The sequence below is a fragment of the Alicycliphilus denitrificans genome (genome assembly GCF_044792555.1).
Taxonomy (GTDB): Bacteria; Pseudomonadota; Gammaproteobacteria; order Burkholderiales; family Burkholderiaceae_C; genus Alicycliphilus; species Alicycliphilus denitrificans_A.
In genome coordinates this window covers 3,152,705-3,173,997 of sequence record NZ_CP126238.1, presented here as the reverse complement: position 1 = coordinate 3,173,997, position 21,293 = coordinate 3,152,705, and the positions used below count along the sequence as shown (strand labels likewise).

The window sequence follows — 21,293 nt, the reverse complement described above, 5'->3', positions numbered from 1 at the left end:
TCGTTGGACAGGTGAGATGAAAATTTTAGGCGGTGGCCGCAAGTGGTTCGGTGGCGGCCGTCAGGTGCTCGACCAGCAGCCGCGCCGTGACGGGCAGGGCGTCGAAGTCGCGCGCCACCAGGCGCAGCTCGCGCTCGGCCCAGGGCTCGTCCAGGCGCACGGCGGCGAGGCTCCCCAGGCCCCGCATGAGGGCAAAGGCGCGGTCGGGCAGCAGGCCCACGCCCAGGCCGTTGTCGATCATGCGGCACATGGCGTCCAGGCTCGTGACCTGGATGCGCTGGCGCAGCGGTCGCCCGGCCTGCGCCGCGGCCTGGCGCATGGCCAGGCTGATGCTGCTGCCGGCATGCAGGCCGACGATGTCCCAGTCCAGCACTTCTTCAAATTTGATAGCTTTTCGCGCAGACAGGGTGTGCGTTTTCGGCACGACAAGCATCAATCGGTCGTTGCGATAGGGGCGGCTTTGCAGCTGCGCGCCGCTGGCGCCGTTGCCGCTGCCCAGGTTGCAGATCCCCAGGTCGGCCGCGCCTTCGTGCACCGCGTGCAGCACGTCGGGCGACAGGTGCTCCTGCAGGTCGATCTTGATCTGGCTGTGTGTGCGCGCAAATTGCCCCAGATCCTCGGGCAGGAACTGCACGATGGCCGAGATGTTGGCATGCATGCGCACATGGCCGCGCACGCCCTCGGCGTATTCGGAGAGCTCGCCCTGCATGCGCTCCAGGCCGAAGAGCACGGTGCGCGCATGGTGCAGCAGGCTTTCGCCCGCGGGGGTCAGCGTCACGCCGCGGCTGTGACGGTACAGCAGGGCGGTGTCCACCGCGGCCTCCAGGTCGGACAGGCGCTTGCTCACGGCCGAGGCGGCGATGAACTCGCGCTCGGCCGCGCGGCCGATGCTGCCCAGCTCGCACACGGCGACGAACAGTTGCAGCGAGGTCAGGTCGATACGGCGCGCAAAACTGCGCTCGGAGCTTTTCATTGGAAGGTGGTGACTTCTCGTTTGGAGAGGCAAGACCTGTATTTTCCCCTTGATGCAGGAGTTTTGTCATCGTGAAAAACGATGGCATGCATGCCGGCATGCGTAATATCGAGGTGATTTTGCTCCTCAAAGAAGAGCTGCTAACGCTTTGCCTGTAAGCGATAAAGCCGTTTTTCAATCAATTTTTACAGCGTCACGGTGTCGCCATGCTCCGGCACCTCGGCGGACCAGCCCAGGGCATGGTCGATGCGCTGGCGCAGCATGTCGGCCGCGGGCAGCTCGCCATGCACCACGTACACGCGGCGCGGCGCCGTAGGCATGGCGCGCAGCCAGTCCAGCACCTGGTTGCCGTCGGCATGGGCCGAGGCCGTGGCCAGTTGCACCACCTCGGCGCGGATCTCCACCTCGCGCCCGAGGATGCGTATGCTCTTTTCCCCCGCGGCGATGCGCGCGCCGCGCGTGCCGCCGGCCTGGTGGCCGGTGAGGATGATCATGTTGCGGTGGTTGCCCGCATGGAGCTGCAGGTGGTGCAGTACGCGCCCGCCCGTGGCCATGCCGCTGGCCGACAGGATCACGCGCGGCCCATGCAGGCGCGCCAGGGCCTTGGACTGGTCCACGCTGTGCACCAGCGTGGTGCCGTGCGCCATGGCGCGCAGGTCGGCGTGGCTCAGGCAATGTTCGCCGACATGGTCCTGGAACAGCTGCGTGGCGCTCACGGCCATGGGGCTGTCCAGGTAGACCGGCAGGCCCGGGGGCAGATCCCCGCGGGCCTTGAGCCGTGCGATGGCGTGCAGCACCGTCTGCGCCCGCCCCACGGCAAATACCGGCACCACGGCCACGCCGCCGCGCGCGGCCAGCCGCGCCAGGGGCGGGCCCAGTTCGTCGACGACCGAGCCCGGCGGGTGGCTGCGGTCGCCGTAGGTGGATTCGACCAGCACGGTATCGGCCGCGGGCGGCGCGTCGGGCGCGCACATCAAGAGATCGTCCGGGCGGCCCAGGTCGCCCGAGAACAGGATGCGCCGCCCGCCCACCTCCAGCAGCACGCTGGCCGCGCCCAGGATATGGCCGGCGCGCGTGAAGCTGGCGCGCCAGCCGGGCAGGGGCTCGAACTCCGCCCGCATGGGCTGCACGCGCAAGAGCGCCAGGCTGTGCTGCGCGTCCAGGCGCGTGTACAGCGGCAGCGCGGGCTCGTGCTTGCTCAGGTGGTGGCGGTTGAGGTAGGCCGCTTCCTCCTCCTGCAGGTGGCCGCTGTCGGGCAGCAGGATGGCGCACAGGTCGCGTGTGCCCGAGGTGCAGAACACCGGCCCGCCAAAGCCGCCCTTCGCCAGCAGCGGCAGGTAGCCCGAATGGTCCAGGTGGGCGTGGGTGAGCAGCACGGCGTCGATCTCGTGCGGCGCCACCGGCAGCGGCCGCCAGTTGCGCTGGCGCAGCAGCTTGTAGCCCTGGAACAGGCCGCAGTCCACCAGCAGCGCCTGGCCGCCATGGCGCACGAGGTACTTGGAACCGGTGACGGTGCCGGCGCCGCCGAGGAAAGTGATGCTGACGGACATAGGCCCTCCGTGGTGCTATGCCTGCCAGCGTAGCAGGCTCGTACGCGGGTTGTCGCGCGTTGTCAGCGCAACTGAACCCGGAGTGTGGCGTAGCCGGCGTCCGGGGCGACGGCGCGGACGGGGGCGTGATCGGGGCTGAGCCGGATCAGGCGCGTGCGCGCCAGCACTTCCTCCAGCAGCACGCGCAGCTCCAGCCGCGCCAGCGGCGCGCCGGGGCAGACGTGGATGCCGGCGCCGTAGAGCAGGTTGAGCGCGGGGTCGCGGTCCATGCGGAACTCGTCCGGATCGCCGAACACGCGCGGGTCGCGGTTGGCGGCGATCCAGTTGACCGACAGGCGTTCGCCCGCCGGTAGCGGGCAGCCGCCCAGCTCTACCGGCCGGCTGGTGATGCGGCGGTTGGCCACCAGCGGGCCGTCGATGCGCAGCACCTCGTCGATGGCCGTGGGCAGCAGCGCGGGCTGCTCGCGCAGGCGCTGCTGCCAGTCGGGGTGGCTGGCCAGCCAGTGCAGCAGGATGCCGATGGAGGCGGCAATGGTGCCGACCTCGCCCACCGTCCAGTTGCGCAGCACGCTGGCCAGCTCGCGCAGGTCGAGCGGGCGGCCGTCGACGCGGGTGTGCATCAGCTCGCTGCTGATGTCCTGCGTGGGCGGCGCGTCGCGCCGCGCCTGGCACACGCGCTCGACCAGGTCTTCGAACTCCCGGGCCACGGCCGAGGTCTGGGCGCGGTCGCCCGAGCGCGTGGCGGCGTGGCTGCGGCGCAGCCAGCCGAGCAGTTCGTCCTGCAGCAGCGTGGGCCAGCCGAGGAAGGCCGACTGCACGCGCACGGCAAAGGGCAGGGCGAATTCCTGGGTGATCTCCAGCGCGCCGCCCAGGGCCAGGGCCTCCTGCGCGGTGGCGATGGAGAGGGCGCGGCAGACGGGTTCAAAGTGCGCCATGCGCTCGGGCGCGAAGAAGTGGTCGAGCGCCCGGCGGTACTGCGTGTGCTGGGGCTGGTCGTAGCCGTTGGGCACGGCCGGGTGCGCCGATACGGCGCTGCTGTAGGTGGCGTGATCCTGCAGCACCTGCATGACCTCGGCATGGCGCAGCACCGAAGTGTGCTGCGAGTCGCTGTGCGCCAGCGGGCAGCGCTCGCGCAGACTGTCGTAGGCGGCGCGCTGGTCGGCGAGGACTTCGGGGGCCTGAGGGTTCCATGGCGTGGGGGTGGTGTGGCTCATGCTCTGCTCCATCGGGCTTACAGACCCAGGTCATCGGCCAGGGCATTCATGCGCCGGCTCACATCGGCATCCATGGCCATGGTGCGGCCCCATTCGCGCTGGGTCTCGCCGGGCCATTTGTTGGTCGCGTCCAGCCCCATCTTGCCCCCCAGGCCGGCCACGGGGGAAGCAAAGTCGAGGTAGTCGATGGGGGTGTTCTCGATCAGCATGGTGTCGCGCACCGGGTCCATGCGCGTAGTCATGGCCCAGATGACTTCCTTCCAGTCGCGCGCGTCCACGTCCTCGTCGACCACGACGATGAACTTGGTGTAGAGGAACTGGCGCAGATGGCTCCACACGCCCATCATCACGCGCCGCGCGTGGCCGGCGTAGGCCTTGCGGATGCGCACCACGGCCATGCGATAGCTGCAGGCCTCGGGCGGCAGGTAGAAGTCGATGATCTCGGGGAAGGCGCGCTGCAGCAGCGGCACGAACAGTTCGTTCAATGCCAGGCCCAGCATGGCGGGCTCGTCGGGCGGCTTGCCGGTGTAGGTGCTGTGGTAGAGCGCGCCCTCGCGCAGCGTGATGCGCTCCACGGTGAACACCGGGAATTCGGCGCATTCGTTGTAGTAGCCGGTGTGGTCGCCGTAGGGCCCTTCGAGCGCATGCTGCCAGCCGCTCTTGTGCGTGGCGTCGGGGTGGATATGGCCCTCGAGCACGATCTCGCTGTTCGCCGGCACCGAGAGCGGCACGCCGATGGCGGGCGCCACCTCGGTGCGCGCGCCGCGCAGCAGGCCGGCGAACTGGTATTCCGACAGCGTGTCGGGCACGGGCGTGACGGCGCCCAAGATGGTGGCCGGGTCGGCGCCAATGGCGACGGCCACGGGGTAAGGCTGGCCGGGGTTTTGCCGGCAGTGTTCGGCAAAGTCCAGCGCCCCGCCGCGGTGTGCCAGCCAGCGCATGATGAGCCGGTTTTTTCCTATCACCTGCTGGCGGTAGATGCCCAGGTTCTGGCGCTGCTTGTTGGGCCCGCGCGTGATCGTCAGGCCCCAGGTGACGAGCGGTGCCACGTCGCCGGGCCAGCAGTGCTGGATCGGCAGTCTGCCCAGATCGACCTCGTCGCCTTCCCAGACGATCTCTTGGCAGGGCGGGCGGCGCACCATCGAGGGCGCCATGCTCCACAGGGTCTTCACCAGCTCGCGCCGGCCCCACAGGTCCTTCATGCCGCGCGGCGGCTCGGGCTCTTTCAGGGATGCCAGCACCTCGCCAAAGGTGCGTATCGCAGGCAGGCCTGCCACGCCCAGGGCCCGCGCCACGCGCTCGGGTGTGCCGAACAGATTGGCCAGCACCGGCATGCGGTGGCCCGTGGGGTTCTCGAACAGCAGGGCCGGGCCTTTGGCGCGCAGCACGCGGTCGCTGAACGCCGTCATCTCCAGATGCGGCGAGACGCTTTGGCCGATGCGGCGCAGCTCGCCTGCGGCCTCCAGCTGGGTGATGAAGTCGCGCAGGTCGCGATAGTGCATTGGGAGTTCTAACCTGGGTGTATGCGCTAAAACGGGCTCAAAGGCTTGTCTGGTAAGCGCTAAATGCTACAAATAAAGTAGTCTATCAGGCGTCCATGGCCAGTCCCGGCCAGCGCGTGTCCAGCCCATGCTCTATGCCCAGCGTGTCGAGCGCCCGCGCCACGCTGTGCTCGATGATGTCGTCGACGGTGCGCGGGCGCTTGTAGAACGCGGGCACGGGCGGGCTGACGATGGCGCCCATCTCGGTCACCGCGACCATGTTGCGCAGGTGTACCAGGTGCAGGGGCGTTTCGCGCGTCAGCAGCACCAGGCGGCGGCGCTCCTTGAGCGTCACGTCGGCCGCGCGCGTGAGCAGGCTGTCCGATAGGCCGTGGGCAATCGCCGCCAGCGTGCGCATGGAGCAGGGCGCCACCACCATGCCGTGCGTGACAAACGAGCCGCTGGCAATGCTGGCGCCCACGTTGCGCAGGTCATGCACCACATCGGCCAGGGCGCAGACCTCGGCGCGCTCCATGCCCAGTTCGTGGCGCAGGTTGCGCCAGCCGGCCTCGGACACCACCAGGTGCGATTCGATGCCGCCGATCTCGTGCAGGGCCTGCAGGAGGCGCGTGCCATAGACGGCGCCGCTGGCGCCCGAGATGCCGACGATGATGCGCTTGGGGGTGGTGCTCATGTGCCTGTCTTATGCAATGGGTGCTCGTGCAGGTCGGCCTGGATGCGATCCAGTACCTCGGCGGCCTGGGCGGGATCGAAGTCCTGGTGCGTGCGCTTTTTCACGCCGTATTCGTGCAGCTGGTAGTGGCGCGCGGGGTTCAGGCCATGGCGCGCCAGCACGCTTTTCACGCACACCAGCGGGCAGCCGTCCAGCGCCAGGATGGGGCGGCCGCTCTTGGCAAGCCGGACCAGCTTGGGCACGTCGCCGCCGACTCCGGCGATGCACGACATTTCGGCGCTGCCGCGCCGGTCCATCTGTACGGCCACATGATTGGCCAGTTGTGCCGCACTGGAGCAGCCCGAGCAGGAGTAGACCAGTGGCGGGAGGTCTTCTGCGCCGCCATCGTCACTCATGGCCTGGCTCTCAGGAACCCAGGCAGCGGCGGCAGCTGGCGCGCGAGGTGGGGGGCCTTGCGCTCCAGCACGGCGCGCGGGCTCCAGTGGCTGGGGTCAAGCACGGGCAGCTCCAGGGCGTCCAGGGCGTTCTTCACCACCAGGCCGAGCTCGGTGTCGCCCTCCATGACCAGGCGGCGGTTGAAGAACAGGGTGTCAGGATCCTGGCGGCGCTGCGCCAGCAGCAGGAAGTCCTGCGCATTGGCGCTGATGGCCAGATCAGGGTTGGACTGCGGGCTGCTGGGGGCAAAACGCTGGCCATTCCAACTGAAGTCAAAACCCACGCGCGCATCGCGCACACGGATCGCCAGGCGCTTGCCCTGCAGGATGTCCTTCACGTCCTGCGGCAGCTGCTTGGCCAGCGCGAAGTTGATGGCCGCCACCAGCAGCATGGAGCCGGGGTAGGCCGGCAGGCGCGAGAGCAGGGCCCCCACGGGGCGGGGCAGGGTGAACGGGGCGGGCGGGGAGGGGTTCATGGTGTCCATCCTTGCAAAGCTTCAGGCCAGGGCGGGCTCGATCAGGTCCAGGCCCGGGCGACCATGCCAGTATCCATTGCATGACGCCTCGGGCATGAAGGGGCGCATGGCTTGCAGCGCGGCCGGGTTGGGCTGTGCGGCCTGGCGCGCTGCGTCAAACGCGGCAATGATCTTCTCGGTGTGCTGGGACTGCGGGGAGATGCGCAGAACGTCCACGCCAGCGGCGCGCAGCGAGGGAATGTCACCCACCAGGTTGTGCACCTTGGCCGACTGGGTCTGGATGCCGTTGATGACCAGGAAGGATTCCTTCTCGCGCGTTTGCAGCAGCTGCCCGTCCGGATGCTCGATGCAGCGAAAGCCGCAGTCGTCCTTGGGCAGGTTGTAGTGGCGCGCGGTAAAGCAGCGCGCAGAGAAAGCCAGCGGCATGCGGCCGTAGGCGAACACCTCGGTCTCCAGCCCGGCGGGCTTGGCTTGCAGCAGCGCGGCCAGGTCGCTCTGGCGCATCTCCAGCGGCATCACCCAGCGCTTGGCGCCCAGGCTGGCCATCCAGGAGAGCGTGTCGGCGTTGAATACGTTGAGCTGCGGCCCGGCAACAAAAGGCCGCTTGCCGGTCAGGTTGTGCACGGCGCCCATGTCGTTCGCCTCGATGAGGAATTCCTCATCGCGCACGATCTTGTGCATGTCGGCCACGTCGCTGGTCGATTCCAGCAGCACCATGGTGGACATGACGGCTTCCTTGCCCGCGTCCCGCAGCATGCGCGCGATGTCCATCCAGTCGCTCTGGCGCAGCTCGCGGCGGCGCGAGCACACGGCCTCGCCCAGGTAGACGATGTCCACCGGAGTCTGGGCAACAGCCTGATAAAACTCAAAAACGGTGTCGCGCGGCCAGTAGTACTGCAGCGGGCCCAGGGCTAATTTCATCATCGTGCTCATCCGAATCACTTCCAGGGGCGGTGATAGGCGCCCAGCGTGTGCTGCTGGCCCTCGGCCACCTGGTCCAGGCTGGCCATCCAGGCGGTTTTGGGCGCGTACAGGTGGCCCTGCGCCATGCAGTGGTCTATGGCCTCGCGCCAGACCTTGGTGACCTGGGCCACATAGGCGGGGCTCCTCTGGCGGCCCTCGATCTTGAAGGCGCGCACGCCCATCTTCACCAGTTGGGGCAGCAGCTCCAGGGTGTTCAGGCTGGTGGGCTCCTCCAGCGCGTAGTAGTTGCTCTCCTCGCCCACATCAAAGCGCCCCTTGCACAGCGTGGGGTAGCCGGCGTTCTCACCCGATCCGTAGCGGTCGATGAGCACGCCATTCAGGCGCGATTCCAGCCCCTTGGGCGTTTCCTGCCAGCGCACGAACTTCGCCGGCGAGCACACGCCGTGGGTGTTGGGCGACTCGCCCGTGGCGTAGGACGACAGCGCGCAGCGCCCCTCGACCATCACGCACAGGCTGCCAAAGCCAAAGACTTCAATTTCGACAGGGGTGCGCTGCACCACCTGGCGCACCTGCTCCAGCGACAGCACGCGCGGCAGCACCGCGCGCTGGATGTTGAATTGCTGGTGGTACAGGTTGATGGCGTCGTGGTTGGTGGCCGAGCCCTGCACCGACAGGTGCAGGCGCAGGTCGGGATGTTTGTCGCAGGCATAGCGCATCAACCCTGGGTCGGCCAGGATCACGGCATCAATGCCCCAGGCGGCCGCGCGATCCAGCGCCGAGTGCCAGGGCGCGGGGTTGCTGGCCTGCGGGTAGGTGTTGAGGGCCATCAGCACCTTGGCGCCGTGCGCGTGTGCGTAGGCAATGCCGTTCTGGATGGCGGTCTCGTCAAAGTTCAGCCCGGCAAAGTTGCGCGCGTTGGTGGCGTCGCGCAGGCCCAGGTAGACGCAGTCGGCGCCATGGTCGATGGCGGTTTTCAGCGCGGGCAGGCTGCCGGCGGGGCAGACCAGTTCGGGCGCGTTGCGGGCGGCGCTGGTCGCCGTCGCTGTGGGGGGAGTGGTGCTGGGGCTGGCAGTTGCGTTCACTGCGGCGTTCAATATGGCGTTCACTGTGTATCTCGAAGCGATCAATGCGTTGGCATGAGCCTGCAGGCCGCGTACCTTAGGACGATGCGAAAGACCACAGCATGATTTTTGTCAAGAGAGGGGTGTTTCCGAGAAAAACTATCGGAAATGTGCACCTGGTATGTATTGACAATTTTTTAGCTGAATGTTGGAAAAGACCGACACCATGGTTTCTGGCGCGCAGCTACCTTCGCGCATTCATCCACGCTGATTCGCGGAGAAAGACCATGCCCAAGACCCTGATCGAGCCGTTTCGCATCAAGAGCATCGAACCCATACGCATGACCACACGCCCGGAGCGCGAACGCCTGCTGGAAGAGGCAAAACTCAACGTCTTCAAGCTGCGTGCCGAGGACGTGCTCATCGACTGGCTCACCGATTCGGGCACGGGCGCCATGTCCGCACGCCAGTGGGGTGCCATCATGGAGGGCGACGAGAGCTACGCCGGCGCGCGCAGCTTCTTTCGATTGGAGAAGGTGATCCAGGACATCACCGGCATGGCGCATTTCGTGCCCACGCACCAGGGCCGTGCGGCCGAGAAGGTGCTGTTCACGGCGGTGTGCAAGAAGGGCGACCTGGTGCCCAACAACTGCCACTTCGACACCACGCGCGGCAACCTCGAATACCTAGGGGTGGAGGCCGTTGATCTGGTCATCCCGGAGGGCCTGCAGCCGGCCACCATCCACCCCTTCAAGGGCAATATCGACCTGGAGCGTGCCGAGGCCCTGCTGCAAAAGGAAGGGGCGCGCATCCCCTTTGGCATGCTGACGGTGACCAACAACACCGGCGGCGGCCAGCCCGTGTCCATGGCCAACATCCGCGCCTATGCCGCCTTGCTCAAAAAATACGGCAAGCCCTTCATCATGGACGTGTGTCGCTTTGCCGAGAACGCCATGTTCATCAAGATGCGCGAGCCGGGCTACGAGCACACGTCCATCAAGGACATCGCGCGCGAGATGTTCTCCTACGCCGACGGCGCCACGATGAGCGCCAAGAAGGACGGCATGGTCAACATCGGCGGCTTCATCGTGCTCAGGAGCGACGAATGGCTGGACGAAGTGCGCAACGACCTGATCATGATGGAGGGCTTTCCCACCTACGGCGGCATGGCCGGGCGCGACCTGGAGGCGCTGGCCGTGGGGCTCGAGGAGGGCCTGCAGGAGGACTATCTGCGCTACCGCCTGCGCACCGCCGAATACCTGGGTGAAAAGCTGGAGGCCGCCGGGGTGGGTTTCGTCAAGCCCACGGGCGGCCACGCCGTCTACATCGACGCGCGCACCGTGCTGCCCGACATGCCCGTTGCACATTACCCGGCCTGGGCGCTGTGCAATGCGCTGTACCTGGAGGGCGGCATACGCGGTGTGGAGATCGGCTCGGTGATGTTCGGCAAGCGCCTTCAGGATGGCACAGAGACCTACCACAGCATGGAGCTGGTGCGCCTGGCCTTTCCGCGCCGCATGTACACGCAGAGCCACTTCGACTACGCGGCCGAGGTGATCGCCGAGGTCAAGCAGAAGGCCGCGAGCATCCGCGGCGTGAAGATCACCAAGCAGCCCCGGTTCCTGCGCCACTTCACCTGCGAGTGCGCGTGGGTGTAAGCACATAAAAAAAACGGCACGCATGGCGTGCCGTTTTGGGGCTTCAGGCTCAGCTGAAGAAGCTCTTGAGCCGGTCGGTCCAGCTCTCGGTGGAGGGCGAATGCTTGCCCCCGCCCTTCTTCAGCGACTCGTCGAGCTCCTTGAGCAGCTTGCGCTGGTGCTCGGTCAGCTTGACCGGGGTCTCGACCACGATGTGGCAGTACAGGTCGCCGGGGTAGCTGGCGCGCACGCCCTTGATACCCTTGCCGCGCAGGCGGAACTGCTTGCCGGCCTGCGTGCCCTCGGGGATGTCGATGGCGGCCTTGCCGGCGAGCGTAGGCACCTCGATCTCGCCGCCCAGCGCCGCGGTGATGAAGCTCACCGGCACCTGGCAGTGCAGGTCGTCGCCGTCGCGCTCGAAGATGTCATGCTTCCTGATGCGGATCTCGATGTACAGGTCGCCCGGCGGGCCGCCGTTGGTGCCCGGCTCGCCGTTGCCGGTGGAGCGGATGCGCATGCCGTCGTCGATGCCGGCGGGGATCTTCACCTCCAGCGTCTTCTGGCGTTTGACCTTGCCCTGGCCGTGGCAACTGGTGCAGGGCTCGGGAATGATCTTGCCCGTGCCGCGGCAATGCGGGCAGGTCTGCTGCACGCTGAAGAAACCCTGGCGCATCTGCACCGCGCCGGCGCCGTTGCAGGTGCCGCAGGTCTTGGCGCTGGTGCCGGGCTTGGCGCCACTGCCATGGCAGGTGTCGCAGGCCTCCCAGCTCGGGATGCGGATCTGCGCCTCCTTGCCATGGGCTGCTTCCTCTAGCGAGATGTCCATGGCATAGGACAAATCGTTGCCGCGATAGACCTGGCGGCCGCCACGTCCGCCGCGCTGACCGCCGAACATGTCGCCAAAGATGTCGCCAAAGGCTTCGGCAAAACCGCCAAAGCCCTCGGTGCCACCCATGCCGCCACGCATGTTGGGGTCCACGCCCGCGTGGCCGTACTGGTCGTAGGCGGCACGCTTTTGCGCGTCGGACAGGATCTCGTAGGCCTCCTTGACCTCCTTGAATTTCTCCTCGGCGGGCTTGGCAGCGTCACCCTGATTGCGGTCAGGGTGATACTTCATCGCGAGCTTGCGATAGGCTTTCTTGAGCTCGTCCTCCGAGGCGTTCTTGGGAACGCCAAGGATCTCGTAAAAATCTCTCTTGGACATGGTGGTCTGTGGGGCCGTGGAAGTGATTGCGCCGCGCCGTCCCCGGCGATGGGACGCGGCGCGGCGATGGCGTCAGCGCGTCAGCGCAGACGCTGCGTCGTCAGCCCTTCTTGACTTCCTTGACCTCGGCGTCCACCACGTTGTCGTCCTGTGCGGCGGTGCCGGCGCCGCCGGCTGCGGCTTGTGCACCCGCGCCGTCAGCGCCCGCGCCTTGGGAGGCTTGTGCGTCGGCGTACATCTTCTCGCCGAGCTTCTGGCTGGCGTTCATCAGGGCCGTGGTCTTTTCCTCGATGGCTGCCTTGTCCTCGCCCTTGAGTGCGGTTTCCAGGTCCTTCACCGCGGCCTCGATCTTCTCCTTCTCGCCGGCGTCGAGCTTGTCGCCATGCTCGGTCAGGCTCTTGTGCACGCTGTGCACGGCGGCCTCGCCCTGGTTGCGCGCCTGCACCAGTTCCAGCTTCTTGTGGTCCTCGGCGGCGTTGAGCTCGGCGTCCTTCACCATCTTTTGGATTTCGTCTTCCGACAGGCCCGAGTTGGCCTTGATGGTGATCTTGTTTTCCTTGCCCGTGCCCTTGTCCTTGGCGCCCACGTGCAGGATGCCGTTGGCGTCGATGTCAAAGCTCACCTCGATCTGCGGCACGCCGCGCGAGGCCGGAGGGATGCCCTCCAGGTTGAACTCGCCCAGCAGCTTGTTGACGTTGGCGATCTCGCGCTCGCCCTGGAACACCTTGATGGTCACGGCGGGCTGGTTGTCCTCGGCCGTAGAGAAGGTCTGGGCGAACTTCGTCGGGATCGTGGTGTTCTTGGTGATCATTTTGGTCATCACGCCGCCCAGGGTCTCGATGCCCAGCGACAGCGGGGTGACGTCCAGCAGCAGAACGTCCTTGCGGTCGCCCGACAGCACCTGGCCCTGGATGGCTGCGCCCACGGCCACGGCCTCGTCGGGGTTCACGTCCTTGCGCGGCTCCTTGCCGAAGAATTCCTTGACCTTGTCCTGCACCTTGGGCATGCGCGACATGCCGCCGACCAGGATCACGTCGTGGATATCGGACACGCTGATGCCGGCGTCCTTGATGGCCGTGCGGCAGGGGGCAATCGTGCGCTCGATCAGGTCGTCCACCAGGCTTTCCAGCTTGGCGCGGGACAGCTTGATGTTCAGGTGCTTGGGGCCGGTGGCGTCGGCCGTGATGTAGGGCAGGTTGATGTCGGTCTGCGCGCTGTTGGACAGCTCGATCTTGGCCTTCTCGGCGGCTTCCTTCAGGCGCTGCAGGGCCAGCACGTCCTTGGACAGGTCCACGCCCTGTTCCTTTTTGAACTCGCCAATGATGTAGTCGATGATGCGCTGGTCGAAGTCCTCGCCGCCCAGGAAGGTGTCGCCGTTGGTGGCCAGCACCTCGAACTGCTTCTCGCCATCGACGTCGGCGATCTCGATGATGGACACGTCGAAGGTGCCGCCACCCAGGTCATACACGGCGATCTTGCGGTCGCCCTTTTCCTGCTTGTCCAGGCCAAAGGCCAGGGCCGCTGCGGTGGGTTCGTTGATGATGCGCTTGACATCGAGGCCCGCGATGCGGCCGGCGTCCTTGGTGGCCTGGCGCTGGCTGTCGTTGAAGTAGGCCGGCACGGTGATCACGGCCTCGGTCACGGGCTCGCCCAGGTAGTCCTCGGCGGTCTTCTTCATCTTGCGCAGCACTTCGGCGCTGATCTGCGGTGGCGCCAGCTTCTGGCCGCGCACTTCCACCCAGGCGTCGCCGTTGTCGGCGCGGGTGATAGTGAAGGGCATCAGGTCGATGTCCTTCTGCACTTCCTTCTCTTCGAACTTGCGGCCGATCAGGCGCTTGGCGGCGTAGATGGTGTTCTTGGGGTTGGTCACGGCCTGGCGCTTGGCGGAGGCGCCGACGAGGATCTCGCCGTCTTCCTGGTAGGCAATGATGGAGGGCGTGGTGCGTGCACCTTCGCTGTTCTCAATCACACGCGTGGTGTTGCCTTCCATGATGGACACGCAGCTATTGGTCGTGCCCAGGTCGATGCCGATGATTTTTCCCATGTTTTTCTCCGAATGCTGGAATGTTTGGATGCGTCTTAACTGTGAATGACTTGCGCCGTTTCAAGGGGGTGGCGCTTATTTTGGTGCCGCCACCGTGACCAGGGCCGGGCGCAGCACGCGGTCTGCGATCAGGTAGCCCTTTTGCAGCACGCTGACCACCGTGTTGGGCTCCTGCTCGGCTGGCACCATGCTGATGGCCTGGTGCTGGTGAGGGTCAAACTTGGCGCCGGCAGCGGGATTGATCACCACCACCTTGTTGCGCTCCAGCGCCGTCACCAGCTGGCGTAGCGTGGCATCAGAGCCCTCGCGTAGCTGCTCGGCGGTTGCGCTTTCTATGGACAGGGCCGCATCCAGGCTGTCGCACACGGGCAGCAGGCTTTCGGCAAAGCTCTCGATGCCGAATTTGCGTGCCTTTGAGACCTCCTCCTCGGCGCGGCGGCGGGCGTTTTCGGCCTCGGCCTTGGCGCGCAGGAACTGGTCGGCCAGCTCGGCGCTCTTGGTCTTGAGCTCGGCGAGCTCGACCTCGAGGCGGGCCAGTTCGTCGGCTGCATTGGCCGCCAATGCGGCTTCGATCTCTTCGGGGGCGGGGGCGGAATTCTGGATGTCAGACATGTCGGCTACGGTTGAGTTTGCAATGCTGGATGCGCGCCAGATAAGGGCGGGTCGGTGGACTTCAAGCAAAAAAGCGGTATTTGCCGCCATTTGTTGCCTTGACTCCTGCTCAGTGCCGTTCGCGCGCCGACCCGCAGTGTACAGGCTTGGCGCTAATGGTTATAATGCCCGGCTTTGCCTTGCCACACTGCTACACGACGCGGCGGGTGGTGTCATCCAAAAGGAGTTTGCATGCGTCACTACGAAATCATTTTGTTGATCCACCCGGATCAAAGCGAGCAGGTTCCGGCCATGCTGGAGCGCTACAAGGGCATGATCACCGCCGGCGGTGGCCAGGTGCACCGCGTGGAAGATTGGGGCCGCCGCCAGCTGGCCTACCTGATCAACAAGCTCGCCAAGGCCCACTACCTGTGCCTGAACATTGAAGCCGACCAGGCCGTGATGGCCGAGCTGGAGCACGCCTTCAAGTTCAACGACGCCGTGCTGCGCCACCTGACGGTGCAGAAGAAGAAGGCCGACACCGGCCCCTCTTCGATGATGAAGACCGTCGAGCGCGAAGAAGCCCGCAAGGCCAGCCAGGCCGAGTTTGCTGCCACCGAGCGCTGATCGCCCAGCCGATTAGCCGGGAGGTGTGAACAACCATTGGACCCTGACGGCCTGTATCGCCGAGACACAGCCCCTGCGCTACACGCCCGCCGGCCTGCCGGCGCTGGACCTGCGGCTCGAGCACGAGTCGCAGCAGCAAGAGGCAGGCGCTGCGCGCCAGGTCAAGGCCAGCGTCAAGGCGGTCGCCTTCGGCACATTGGCCGAGCGGCTGGCACGGCAGGCACTCGGAAGCCTCTGGGCATTCCAGGGCTTTCTGGCCACGGGGCGGGGCGGCAAGGGTTTGGTGTTTCACATCCAGGATATTCAACAAGATTAATTTTCAAGAGGCTTTACATATGGCCACGTTCAAGAAATTCAACAAGGACAAGCGCCCCAAGCGCAACACCCAGTCGCTGCTGTTCAAGCGCAAGCGCTTCTGCCGCTTCACCGTCGCCGGCGTCGAAGAGATCGACTACAAGGATGTGGACACGCTGCGTGACTTCATCGCCGAGAACGGCAAGATCATCCCCGCGCGCCTGACCGGCACGCGCGCCATCTATCAGCGCCAGCTCAACACCGCCATCAAGCGCGCCCGCTTCCTGGCTCTGGTGCCCTACAGCGACCAGCACAAGATCTAAGGAGCACGATTCCCATGCAAGTCATCCTGCTCGATAAGGTCGTCAACCTCGGCAGCCTCGGCGAAATCGTCAAGGTCAAGGACGGTTACGCCCGCAACTTTCTGATCCCCACCGGCCGCGCCCGCCGTGCTACCGAGGCCGCCAAGGCCGAGTTCGAGGCCCGCCGCGCCGAACTGGAAAAGGCCGCCGCCGAGAAGCTGGCAGCCGCCCAGGCCCAGGGCGAGAAGCTGGCCGGCTCCGCCGTCAAGCTGACGCAGAAGGCCGGTGTGGACGGCCGCCTGTTCGGCTCCGTGACCAACCAGGACATCGCCGAAGAGCTGAACAAGCTGGGCTACAACCTGGTGAAGTCCCAGGTGCGCATGCCTAACGGCCACATCAAGGTGGTCGGCGACAACACCATCTCGGTGGCCCTGCACACCGACGTGGTCGTCGACGTCACCGTCTCGGTCTACGGCGAAACCGCCTGACGCCCAAGCGCCCCGGCGCTTGTTTGACGAGAGCCGCCCCTGGGGCGGCTTTTGTTTTTTCTCCCCCTGCGTTGTGCACGGGGAGGCCACCGTTTGCGCACACCTTATCCACAGGGTTGTGCAGTGACGGCCATCGCCTCGGCCGTTAGCATTCCACGCTTGCCCTTCCTCGAAAGCCATTCTCCCCATGTCTGCCGTTTTGCCCCTGCCCATTGACGGCTATGTTCCCACGCCCGATCGCGAGGTGGCCCAGCTGCGCGTGCCGCCGCATTCGATAGAGGCCGAATCCAGCGTGCTCGGCGGCCTGCTGCTGGACAACATGGCCTGGGACCGGGTGGGCGACCTGCTGGTGGATGGCGACTTCTACCGCCACGAGCACCAGCAGATCTACGCCGCCATCGGCGCGCTGATCAACGCCAGCAAGCCGGCCGACGTGATCACGGTCTACGAGCAGCTGCAGGGTCTGGGCAAGGCCGAGGAAACGGGCGGCCTGGCCTACCTGAACAGCCTGGCGCAGTACGTGCCCAGCGCCAGCAACATCCGGCGCTACGCCGAGATCGTGCGCGAGCGCGCCATCCTGAGGAAGCTGGTCACCGCCAGCGACGAGATCGCCACCAACGCCTTCAACCCCCAGGGCAAGCCGGTCGAGCGCATCCTGGACGAGGCCGAGCAGAAGATCTTCGCCATCGGCGAAGAGGGCTCGCGCATGAAGCAGGGCTTTCAGTCGCTCGACACCCTGGTGATCGACCTGCTCGACCGCGTGCAGGAGATGGCCGACAACCCCATGGATGTGACCGGCGTGCCCTCGGGTTTCGCCGACCTGGACCGCATGACGAGCGGCCTGCAGGCGGGCGACCTGGTGGTGCTGGCGGCGCGCCCGTCCATGGGCAAGACCTCGTTCGCGGTGAACATTGCCGAGCATGTGGCGCTCAACGAGGGCCTGCCCGTGGCCATCTTCTCCATGGAAATGGGCGCGGCCCAGCTGGCCGTGCGTATCGTGGGCTCGATCGGCCGCGTGAATCAGGGCAACCTGCGTACCGGCAAGCTCAGCGACGAGGAATGGCCGCGCCTGACCGAGGCCATCGAGCGGCTGCGCACGGTGAGCCTGCACATCGACGAGACGCCCGGCCTGACGCCGTCGGAGCTGCGCGCCAACGCGCGGCGCCTGGCGCGCCAGTGCGGCAAGCTGGGCCTGATCGTGGTCGACTACCTGCAGCTGATGAGCGGCTCGGGATCGAGCAGCTCCGACAACCGCGCCACCGAGCTGGGCGAAATCTCGCGCGGCCTGAAGATGCTGGCGAAAGAGCTGCAATGCCCGGTGATCGCGCTCTCGCAGCTCAACCGCTCGGTGGAGCAGCGCACCGACAAGCGCCCCATGATGAGCGACCTGCGCGAATCCGGCGCCATCGAGCAGGACGCGGACATCATCATGTTCATCTACCGCGACGACTACTACAACAAGGACTCCAAGGAGCCCAACATCGCCGAGGTCATCATCGGCAAGCAGCGTAACGGCCCCACGGGCACGGTGAAGCTGTTCTTCCAGAAGAACCAGACGCGCTTCGAGAACCTGGCCATGGGCTCGGGTGATGACTATTGATGCTGGTGTGTTATTAAATTAATAGCTACAGGCGCTTGATACATAAGCGTCAAAGGCCTTTTTAATCCTAGGAGGCAGGCAATGTCGGATTCCCGTACGCGTTTGCAGCAGGTCTTGCAGGATCTGGGCCTGGACCTTGGGGCTTTTGAGGGCCAGGACTGGAGCATCCGCGCGCCGCGCGACGGTGTGGTGCTGGCCGGCGTGAAGTCGCATAGCGCCGAACAGGCGCAGGCGGCGCTAGCACAGGCGCACCAGGCCTGGCTGGGCTGGCGCGGGGTGCCGGCCCCGGTGCGTGGTGAGCTGGTGCGCCGCTTCGGCGAACTGCTGCGCCGGCACAAGGCGGCCCTGGGCGAGCTGGTGTCGCTGGAGGCGGGAAAAATCGCCGCCGAGGGGCAGGGCGAGGTGCAGGAGATGATCGACATCTGCGACTTCGCCCTCGGCCTGTCGCGCCAGCTCCATGGCCTGACGATAGCCAGCGAGCGGCCCGGCCACCGCATGATGGAAACCTGGCACCCCATGGGCGTGGTGGGCATCATCTCGGCCTTCAATTTCCCGGTGGCGGTGTGGTCGTGGAACGCGGCCCTGGCGCTGGTGTGCGGCAATGCCATCGTCTGGAAGCCGTCGGAGAAGACGCCGCTCACCGCCATCGCCTGCCAGCAGCTGCTGCGCCAGGCCATGGAGGCCTTCAATGCAGACCAACCGGGCACCGTGCCCGAGGGCCTGAGCCAGCTCCTGATCGGTGGGCGCGAGCTGGGCGAGGCGCTGGCGGCCAGCCCGCTCGTGCCCGTGCTCAGCGCCACGGGCTCGACACGCATGGGCCGGCAGGTGGCCGTGAAGGTGGCCGAGCGCTTTGGCCGCGCCATCCTGGAACTGGGCGGCAACAACGCCATGATTGTCACCCCCACGGCTGACCTGGAGCTGGCCGCGCGCGCCATCACCTTCGCCGCCGTGGGCACGGCGGGCCAGCGCTGCACCACGCTGCGGCGCCTGATCGTGCATGCTTCGGTGGCCGACGCGCTGCTGGCGCGGCTCGCGCAGATCTACCAGAGCATCGCCATCGGCGATCCGCTGCAGCAGGGCACGCTGGTCGGCCCGCTGATCGACCGCGCGGCCTTCGACGCCATGCAGCGCGCGCTGGAGCAGGCCCGCGCCGAGGGCGGCCAGGTGCTGGGTGGCGAGCGCGTGCGCGCGGACCTGGGCCAGGACGCCTGGTACGTGCGCCCGGCGCTGGTGCAGATGCCCGGGCAGTCGGCGGTGGTGCAGCGGGAGACCTTTGCCCCCATCCTCTACGTGCTGCGCTATGGCGGCGACACCGGCGCGGCCATCGCGCTGCAGAACGCCGTGCCGCAGGGCCTGTCCTCGGCCATCTTCACGCAGAGCCTGGCCGACGCCGAGCGCTTCATGTCGGCCGCCGGCAGCGACTGCGGCATCGCCAACGTGAACATCGGCACCTCGGGCGCCGAGATCGGCGGGGCCTTTGGCGGCGAGAAGGAAACCGGTGGCGGGCGCGAATCGGGCTCGGACGCCTGGAAGGGCTATATGCGCCGCGCCACCAACACCATCAATTACAGCGGCGCGCTGCCGCTGGCGCAGGGCGTGCGCTTCGACGTTTGAGGGCGTACAAAAAAGGCGAGTTTTGCATAAAACCCGCCTTATCACCCTTGGATGCTGCGAAAGCAGCTATCGTTTTAGCGTAAAACAATGGACGATCGCACCATGTCATTCCGGCGCAAGCCGGAATCCAGAGGACGCGCCCCTGGACCCCGGCCTCCGCCGGGGTGACGGGTTTCATTTTGCGGGGATGGCGAAACTGCCATGTCCGTCAGCTTCACAGCACCTCGCTGGCGAAGTCCGCCAGGCGCGAGCGCTCGCCGCGTGCTAGCAGGATGTGGCCGCTGTGGGGCCAGCCCTTGAATCGGTCCACGGCGTAGGTCAGGCCCGAGCTGCCTTCGGTCAGGTAGGGGGTGTCGATCTGTGCCAGGTTGCCCATGCAGATGATCTTGGTGCCGGGGCCGGCGCGCGTGATCAGGGTCTTCATCTGCTTGGGCGTCAGGTTCTGCGCCTCGTCGATGATGACGTACTTGTTCAGGAAGGTGCGGCCGCGCATGAAGTTCATGCTCTTTATCTTGATGCGGCTCCTGATCAGCTCGTTGGTGGCGGCGCGGCCCCACTCACCGGCGTTGCCACCATCGCCCTTGGCGAGGAACTCCAGGTTGTCGTCGAGCGCGCCCATCCACGGGCCCATCTTCTCCTCCTCGGTGCCGGGCAGGAAGCCGATATCTTCGCCCACGCTCACGGTGGCGCGGGTCATGATGATCTCGGTGTAGCGGCGCTCGTCCAGCACCTGGGTCAGGCCCGCGGCCAGCGCCATCAGCGTCTTGCCCGTGCCGGCCGTGCCGGTCAGCGTGACGAAGTCCACGTCGGGGTCCATCAGCAGATTCATGGCGAAGTTCTGCTCGCGGTTGCGCGTGTTCACGCCCCAGACGGCGTTCTTAGAGGAGCCGTAGTCCTTCAGGGTCTCCAGCACCACCGCCTTGTCGCGGATCTCGGTCACGCGCGCATACAGGCTGGGTTCGCCCGGCGCCTCGAAGTACACGAACTGGTTGATCATCAGCTGGGACACCACCGGCCCGCCAATGCGGTAGTACATGTGGACGCCGCTCTGCCAGCTCTCGACATTCTTGCCGGCTTTGCTCCAGAAGTCGGCGGACAGGGCCAGGCTGCCGGAGTACAGCAGATCGCCGTCCTCCAGCGTCTTGTCGTTCTGGTAGTCCTCTGCCGCCAGCCCCAGGGCGCGGGCCTTGACGCGCATATTGATGTCCTTGGACACCAACACCACCTCGCGCGGCGCATGCAGCTTGCGCAGGGCCTCCACCACGCCCAGGATCTGGTTGTCCGCCTTGCCCTGAGGCAGGCTGGAGGGCAGCTGGTAGGACAGCGGCGCCGTCTGGAAAAACAGGCTGCCCGTAGCCGCACGCTGGCCCGTGGCGTCCAGCCGCAGACCGTGGGCCATGTCGACCGCGCCATGGGCCGCAGCCAGCGTGTCCAGCGTGCGGCTGGCCTGGCGGCCGTTGCGCGCCACCTCGGTCATGCCTTTCTTATGGGCGTCGAGCTCCTCGAGCACGATCATCGGCAGGAAGATGTCGTGCTCCTCGAAGCGGAACAGGCTCGTCGGGTCGTGCAGCAGCACATTCGTGTCGAGCACGAACATCTTCTTCGGGCCCGTGCTGCGGCGCTTGCGCGTGGCGCTTGCGGCAGGCGCGCGCAGGGGCGTGACGTTGCTTGGCTCGACGGCGCCACCGTCATTGGCGGGCTTGTGCTGCGCTGGCCGGCTGCGTGCCTGCGGGACGGGGATGGGCGTTGCGGCAGCGGGCGTTGCTGCGATGGTGCCGACGAGCGCAGTGCTCGCCACGCTGGTGGCCTTGGCCGTGGCCGTGGCCGTGGCCGTGGCCTTGGCCTTGGCCTTGGCTTTGCTGCGCTTGCGTGCGGCGCCGGACGCAGGCGGCGTCTCGGTGTCGGCGGTTGCTTGCGCTTCGTCCTGGTGGGGTGTTAGGCGATAGGCCTCGGGAGAGAGCAGGGCGGCGCGCTTGGTCGGGGCTGGAGGCAGGGGCATGGTGCAGAAAGCCTTGCTGGAGAGACATTCAAAAAGCACAAAGCCGCCTGGAGACCGAGGCGGCTTTGTATGGAGCGGGGTGGGTT

At 66.5% G+C, this 21,293-nt stretch carries 20 protein-coding genes; 7 read left to right on the top strand and 13 right to left on the bottom strand.

Translation table 11 applies throughout. From position 1 onward, the window contains the following. Positions 1-25: 25 nt before the first annotated feature. The 9 genes from P7644_RS15050 to P7644_RS15010 all read right to left on the bottom strand — a co-directional run bounded on the left by P7644_RS15050 (position 26) and on the right by P7644_RS15010 (position 8,753). On the bottom strand, positions 26-973 hold the full coding sequence (locus P7644_RS15050) for a LysR family transcriptional regulator (protein ID WP_404300056.1): 948 nt from the start codon (positions 971-973) through the stop codon (positions 26-28). A gap of 185 nt (positions 974-1,158) precedes the next feature. Continuing rightward, positions 1,159-2,523, bottom strand: a complete 1,365-nt coding sequence (locus P7644_RS15045) for an MBL fold metallo-hydrolase (protein WP_404300055.1) — start codon at positions 2,521-2,523, stop codon at positions 1,159-1,161. A gap of 62 nt (positions 2,524-2,585) precedes the next feature. Then, positions 2,586-3,737: a cytochrome P450 gene (locus P7644_RS15040; RefSeq protein ID WP_404300054.1), complete on the bottom strand. Its 1,152-nt coding sequence runs from the start codon at positions 3,735-3,737 to the stop codon at positions 2,586-2,588. A 17-nt stretch (positions 3,738-3,754) separates the two neighbouring features. Beyond that, complete coding sequence (gene ubiD / locus P7644_RS15035) at positions 3,755-5,239, bottom strand: 4-hydroxy-3-polyprenylbenzoate decarboxylase (protein WP_404300053.1); 1,485 nt, start codon at positions 5,237-5,239, stop codon at positions 3,755-3,757. An 85-nt stretch (positions 5,240-5,324) separates the two neighbouring features. After that, positions 5,325-5,912 (bottom strand): UbiX family flavin prenyltransferase, encoded by a 588-nt coding sequence (locus P7644_RS15030; protein WP_404300052.1) that lies wholly within the window; start codon positions 5,910-5,912, stop codon positions 5,325-5,327. Beyond that, positions 5,909-6,307 (bottom strand): putative zinc-binding protein, encoded by a 399-nt coding sequence (locus P7644_RS15025; protein WP_404300051.1) that lies wholly within the window; start codon positions 6,305-6,307, stop codon positions 5,909-5,911. The genes P7644_RS15030 and P7644_RS15025 overlap by 4 nt, the downstream gene beginning before the upstream one ends. Beyond that, entirely contained in the window at positions 6,304-6,822 is a 519-nt protein-coding gene (locus P7644_RS15020; protein ID WP_404300050.1) for an SCP2 domain-containing protein, read from the bottom strand. The genes P7644_RS15025 and P7644_RS15020 overlap by 4 nt, the downstream gene beginning before the upstream one ends. A 21-nt stretch (positions 6,823-6,843) precedes the next feature. Further along, the gene (locus P7644_RS15015; protein WP_404300049.1) at positions 6,844-7,743 is read right to left on the bottom strand and encodes a U32 family peptidase; all 900 of its coding nucleotides are present in this window, start codon (positions 7,741-7,743) and stop codon (positions 6,844-6,846) included. 17 nt (positions 7,744-7,760) lie between these two features. After that, positions 7,761-8,753, bottom strand: a complete 993-nt coding sequence (locus P7644_RS15010) for a peptidase U32 family protein (protein WP_404303223.1) — start codon at positions 8,751-8,753, stop codon at positions 7,761-7,763. Between the two features lie 341 nt (positions 8,754-9,094). Here P7644_RS15010 and P7644_RS15005 point away from each other — a divergent pair, with 341 nt between their 5' ends. Then, entirely contained in the window at positions 9,095-10,465 is a 1,371-nt protein-coding gene (locus P7644_RS15005) for a tryptophanase (RefSeq protein WP_404300048.1), read from the top strand. Positions 10,466-10,514: 49 nt separating this feature from the next. Here the strand turns inward: P7644_RS15005 and dnaJ are convergent, their stop codons facing one another. The 3 genes from dnaJ to grpE all read right to left on the bottom strand — a co-directional run bounded on the left by dnaJ (position 10,515) and on the right by grpE (position 14,304). After that, positions 10,515-11,648, bottom strand: a complete 1,134-nt coding sequence (gene dnaJ, locus P7644_RS15000; protein ID WP_404300047.1) for a molecular chaperone DnaJ — start codon at positions 11,646-11,648, stop codon at positions 10,515-10,517. 100 nt (positions 11,649-11,748) lie between these two features. Next, positions 11,749-13,692, bottom strand: a complete 1,944-nt coding sequence (dnaK, locus tag P7644_RS14995) for a molecular chaperone DnaK (protein ID WP_404300046.1) — start codon at positions 13,690-13,692, stop codon at positions 11,749-11,751. A gap of 75 nt (positions 13,693-13,767) precedes the next feature. Further along, positions 13,768-14,304 (bottom strand): nucleotide exchange factor GrpE, encoded by a 537-nt coding sequence (gene grpE, locus P7644_RS14990; RefSeq protein WP_404300045.1) that lies wholly within the window; start codon positions 14,302-14,304, stop codon positions 13,768-13,770. A 231-nt stretch (positions 14,305-14,535) separates the two neighbouring features. Here grpE and rpsF point away from each other — a divergent pair, with 231 nt between their 5' ends. The 6 genes from rpsF (at position 14,536) to P7644_RS14960 (ending at position 19,208) form a co-directional block, all read left to right on the top strand. Then, a complete protein-coding gene (gene rpsF, locus P7644_RS14985; RefSeq protein ID WP_317703211.1) occupies positions 14,536-14,910 on the top strand; it encodes a 30S ribosomal protein S6 in 375 nt (124 codons plus the stop codon). A 25-nt stretch (positions 14,911-14,935) separates the two neighbouring features. After that, positions 14,936-15,226, top strand: coding sequence for a primosomal replication protein N (priB, locus tag P7644_RS14980; protein WP_404300044.1), 291 nt, complete (start codon positions 14,936-14,938; stop codon positions 15,224-15,226). A 19-nt stretch (positions 15,227-15,245) separates the two neighbouring features. Continuing rightward, complete coding sequence (gene rpsR, locus P7644_RS14975; protein ID WP_011794373.1) at positions 15,246-15,527, top strand: 30S ribosomal protein S18; 282 nt, start codon at positions 15,246-15,248, stop codon at positions 15,525-15,527. A 14-nt stretch (positions 15,528-15,541) separates the two neighbouring features. After that, positions 15,542-15,994 (top strand): 50S ribosomal protein L9, encoded by a 453-nt coding sequence (gene rplI, locus P7644_RS14970; RefSeq protein ID WP_404300043.1) that lies wholly within the window; start codon positions 15,542-15,544, stop codon positions 15,992-15,994. Between the two features lie 187 nt (positions 15,995-16,181). Next, complete coding sequence (gene dnaB / locus P7644_RS14965) at positions 16,182-17,594, top strand: replicative DNA helicase (RefSeq protein WP_404300042.1); 1,413 nt, start codon at positions 16,182-16,184, stop codon at positions 17,592-17,594. An 81-nt stretch (positions 17,595-17,675) separates the two neighbouring features. Next, positions 17,676-19,208 (top strand): aldehyde dehydrogenase family protein, encoded by a 1,533-nt coding sequence (locus P7644_RS14960; protein WP_404300041.1) that lies wholly within the window; start codon positions 17,676-17,678, stop codon positions 19,206-19,208. Positions 19,209-19,422: 214 nt separating this feature from the next. Here the strand turns inward: P7644_RS14960 and P7644_RS14955 are convergent, their stop codons facing one another. Continuing rightward, positions 19,423-21,207: a PhoH family protein gene (locus P7644_RS14955; RefSeq protein WP_404300040.1), complete on the bottom strand. Its 1,785-nt coding sequence runs from the start codon at positions 21,205-21,207 to the stop codon at positions 19,423-19,425. Positions 21,208-21,293: the final 86 nt, after the last annotated feature.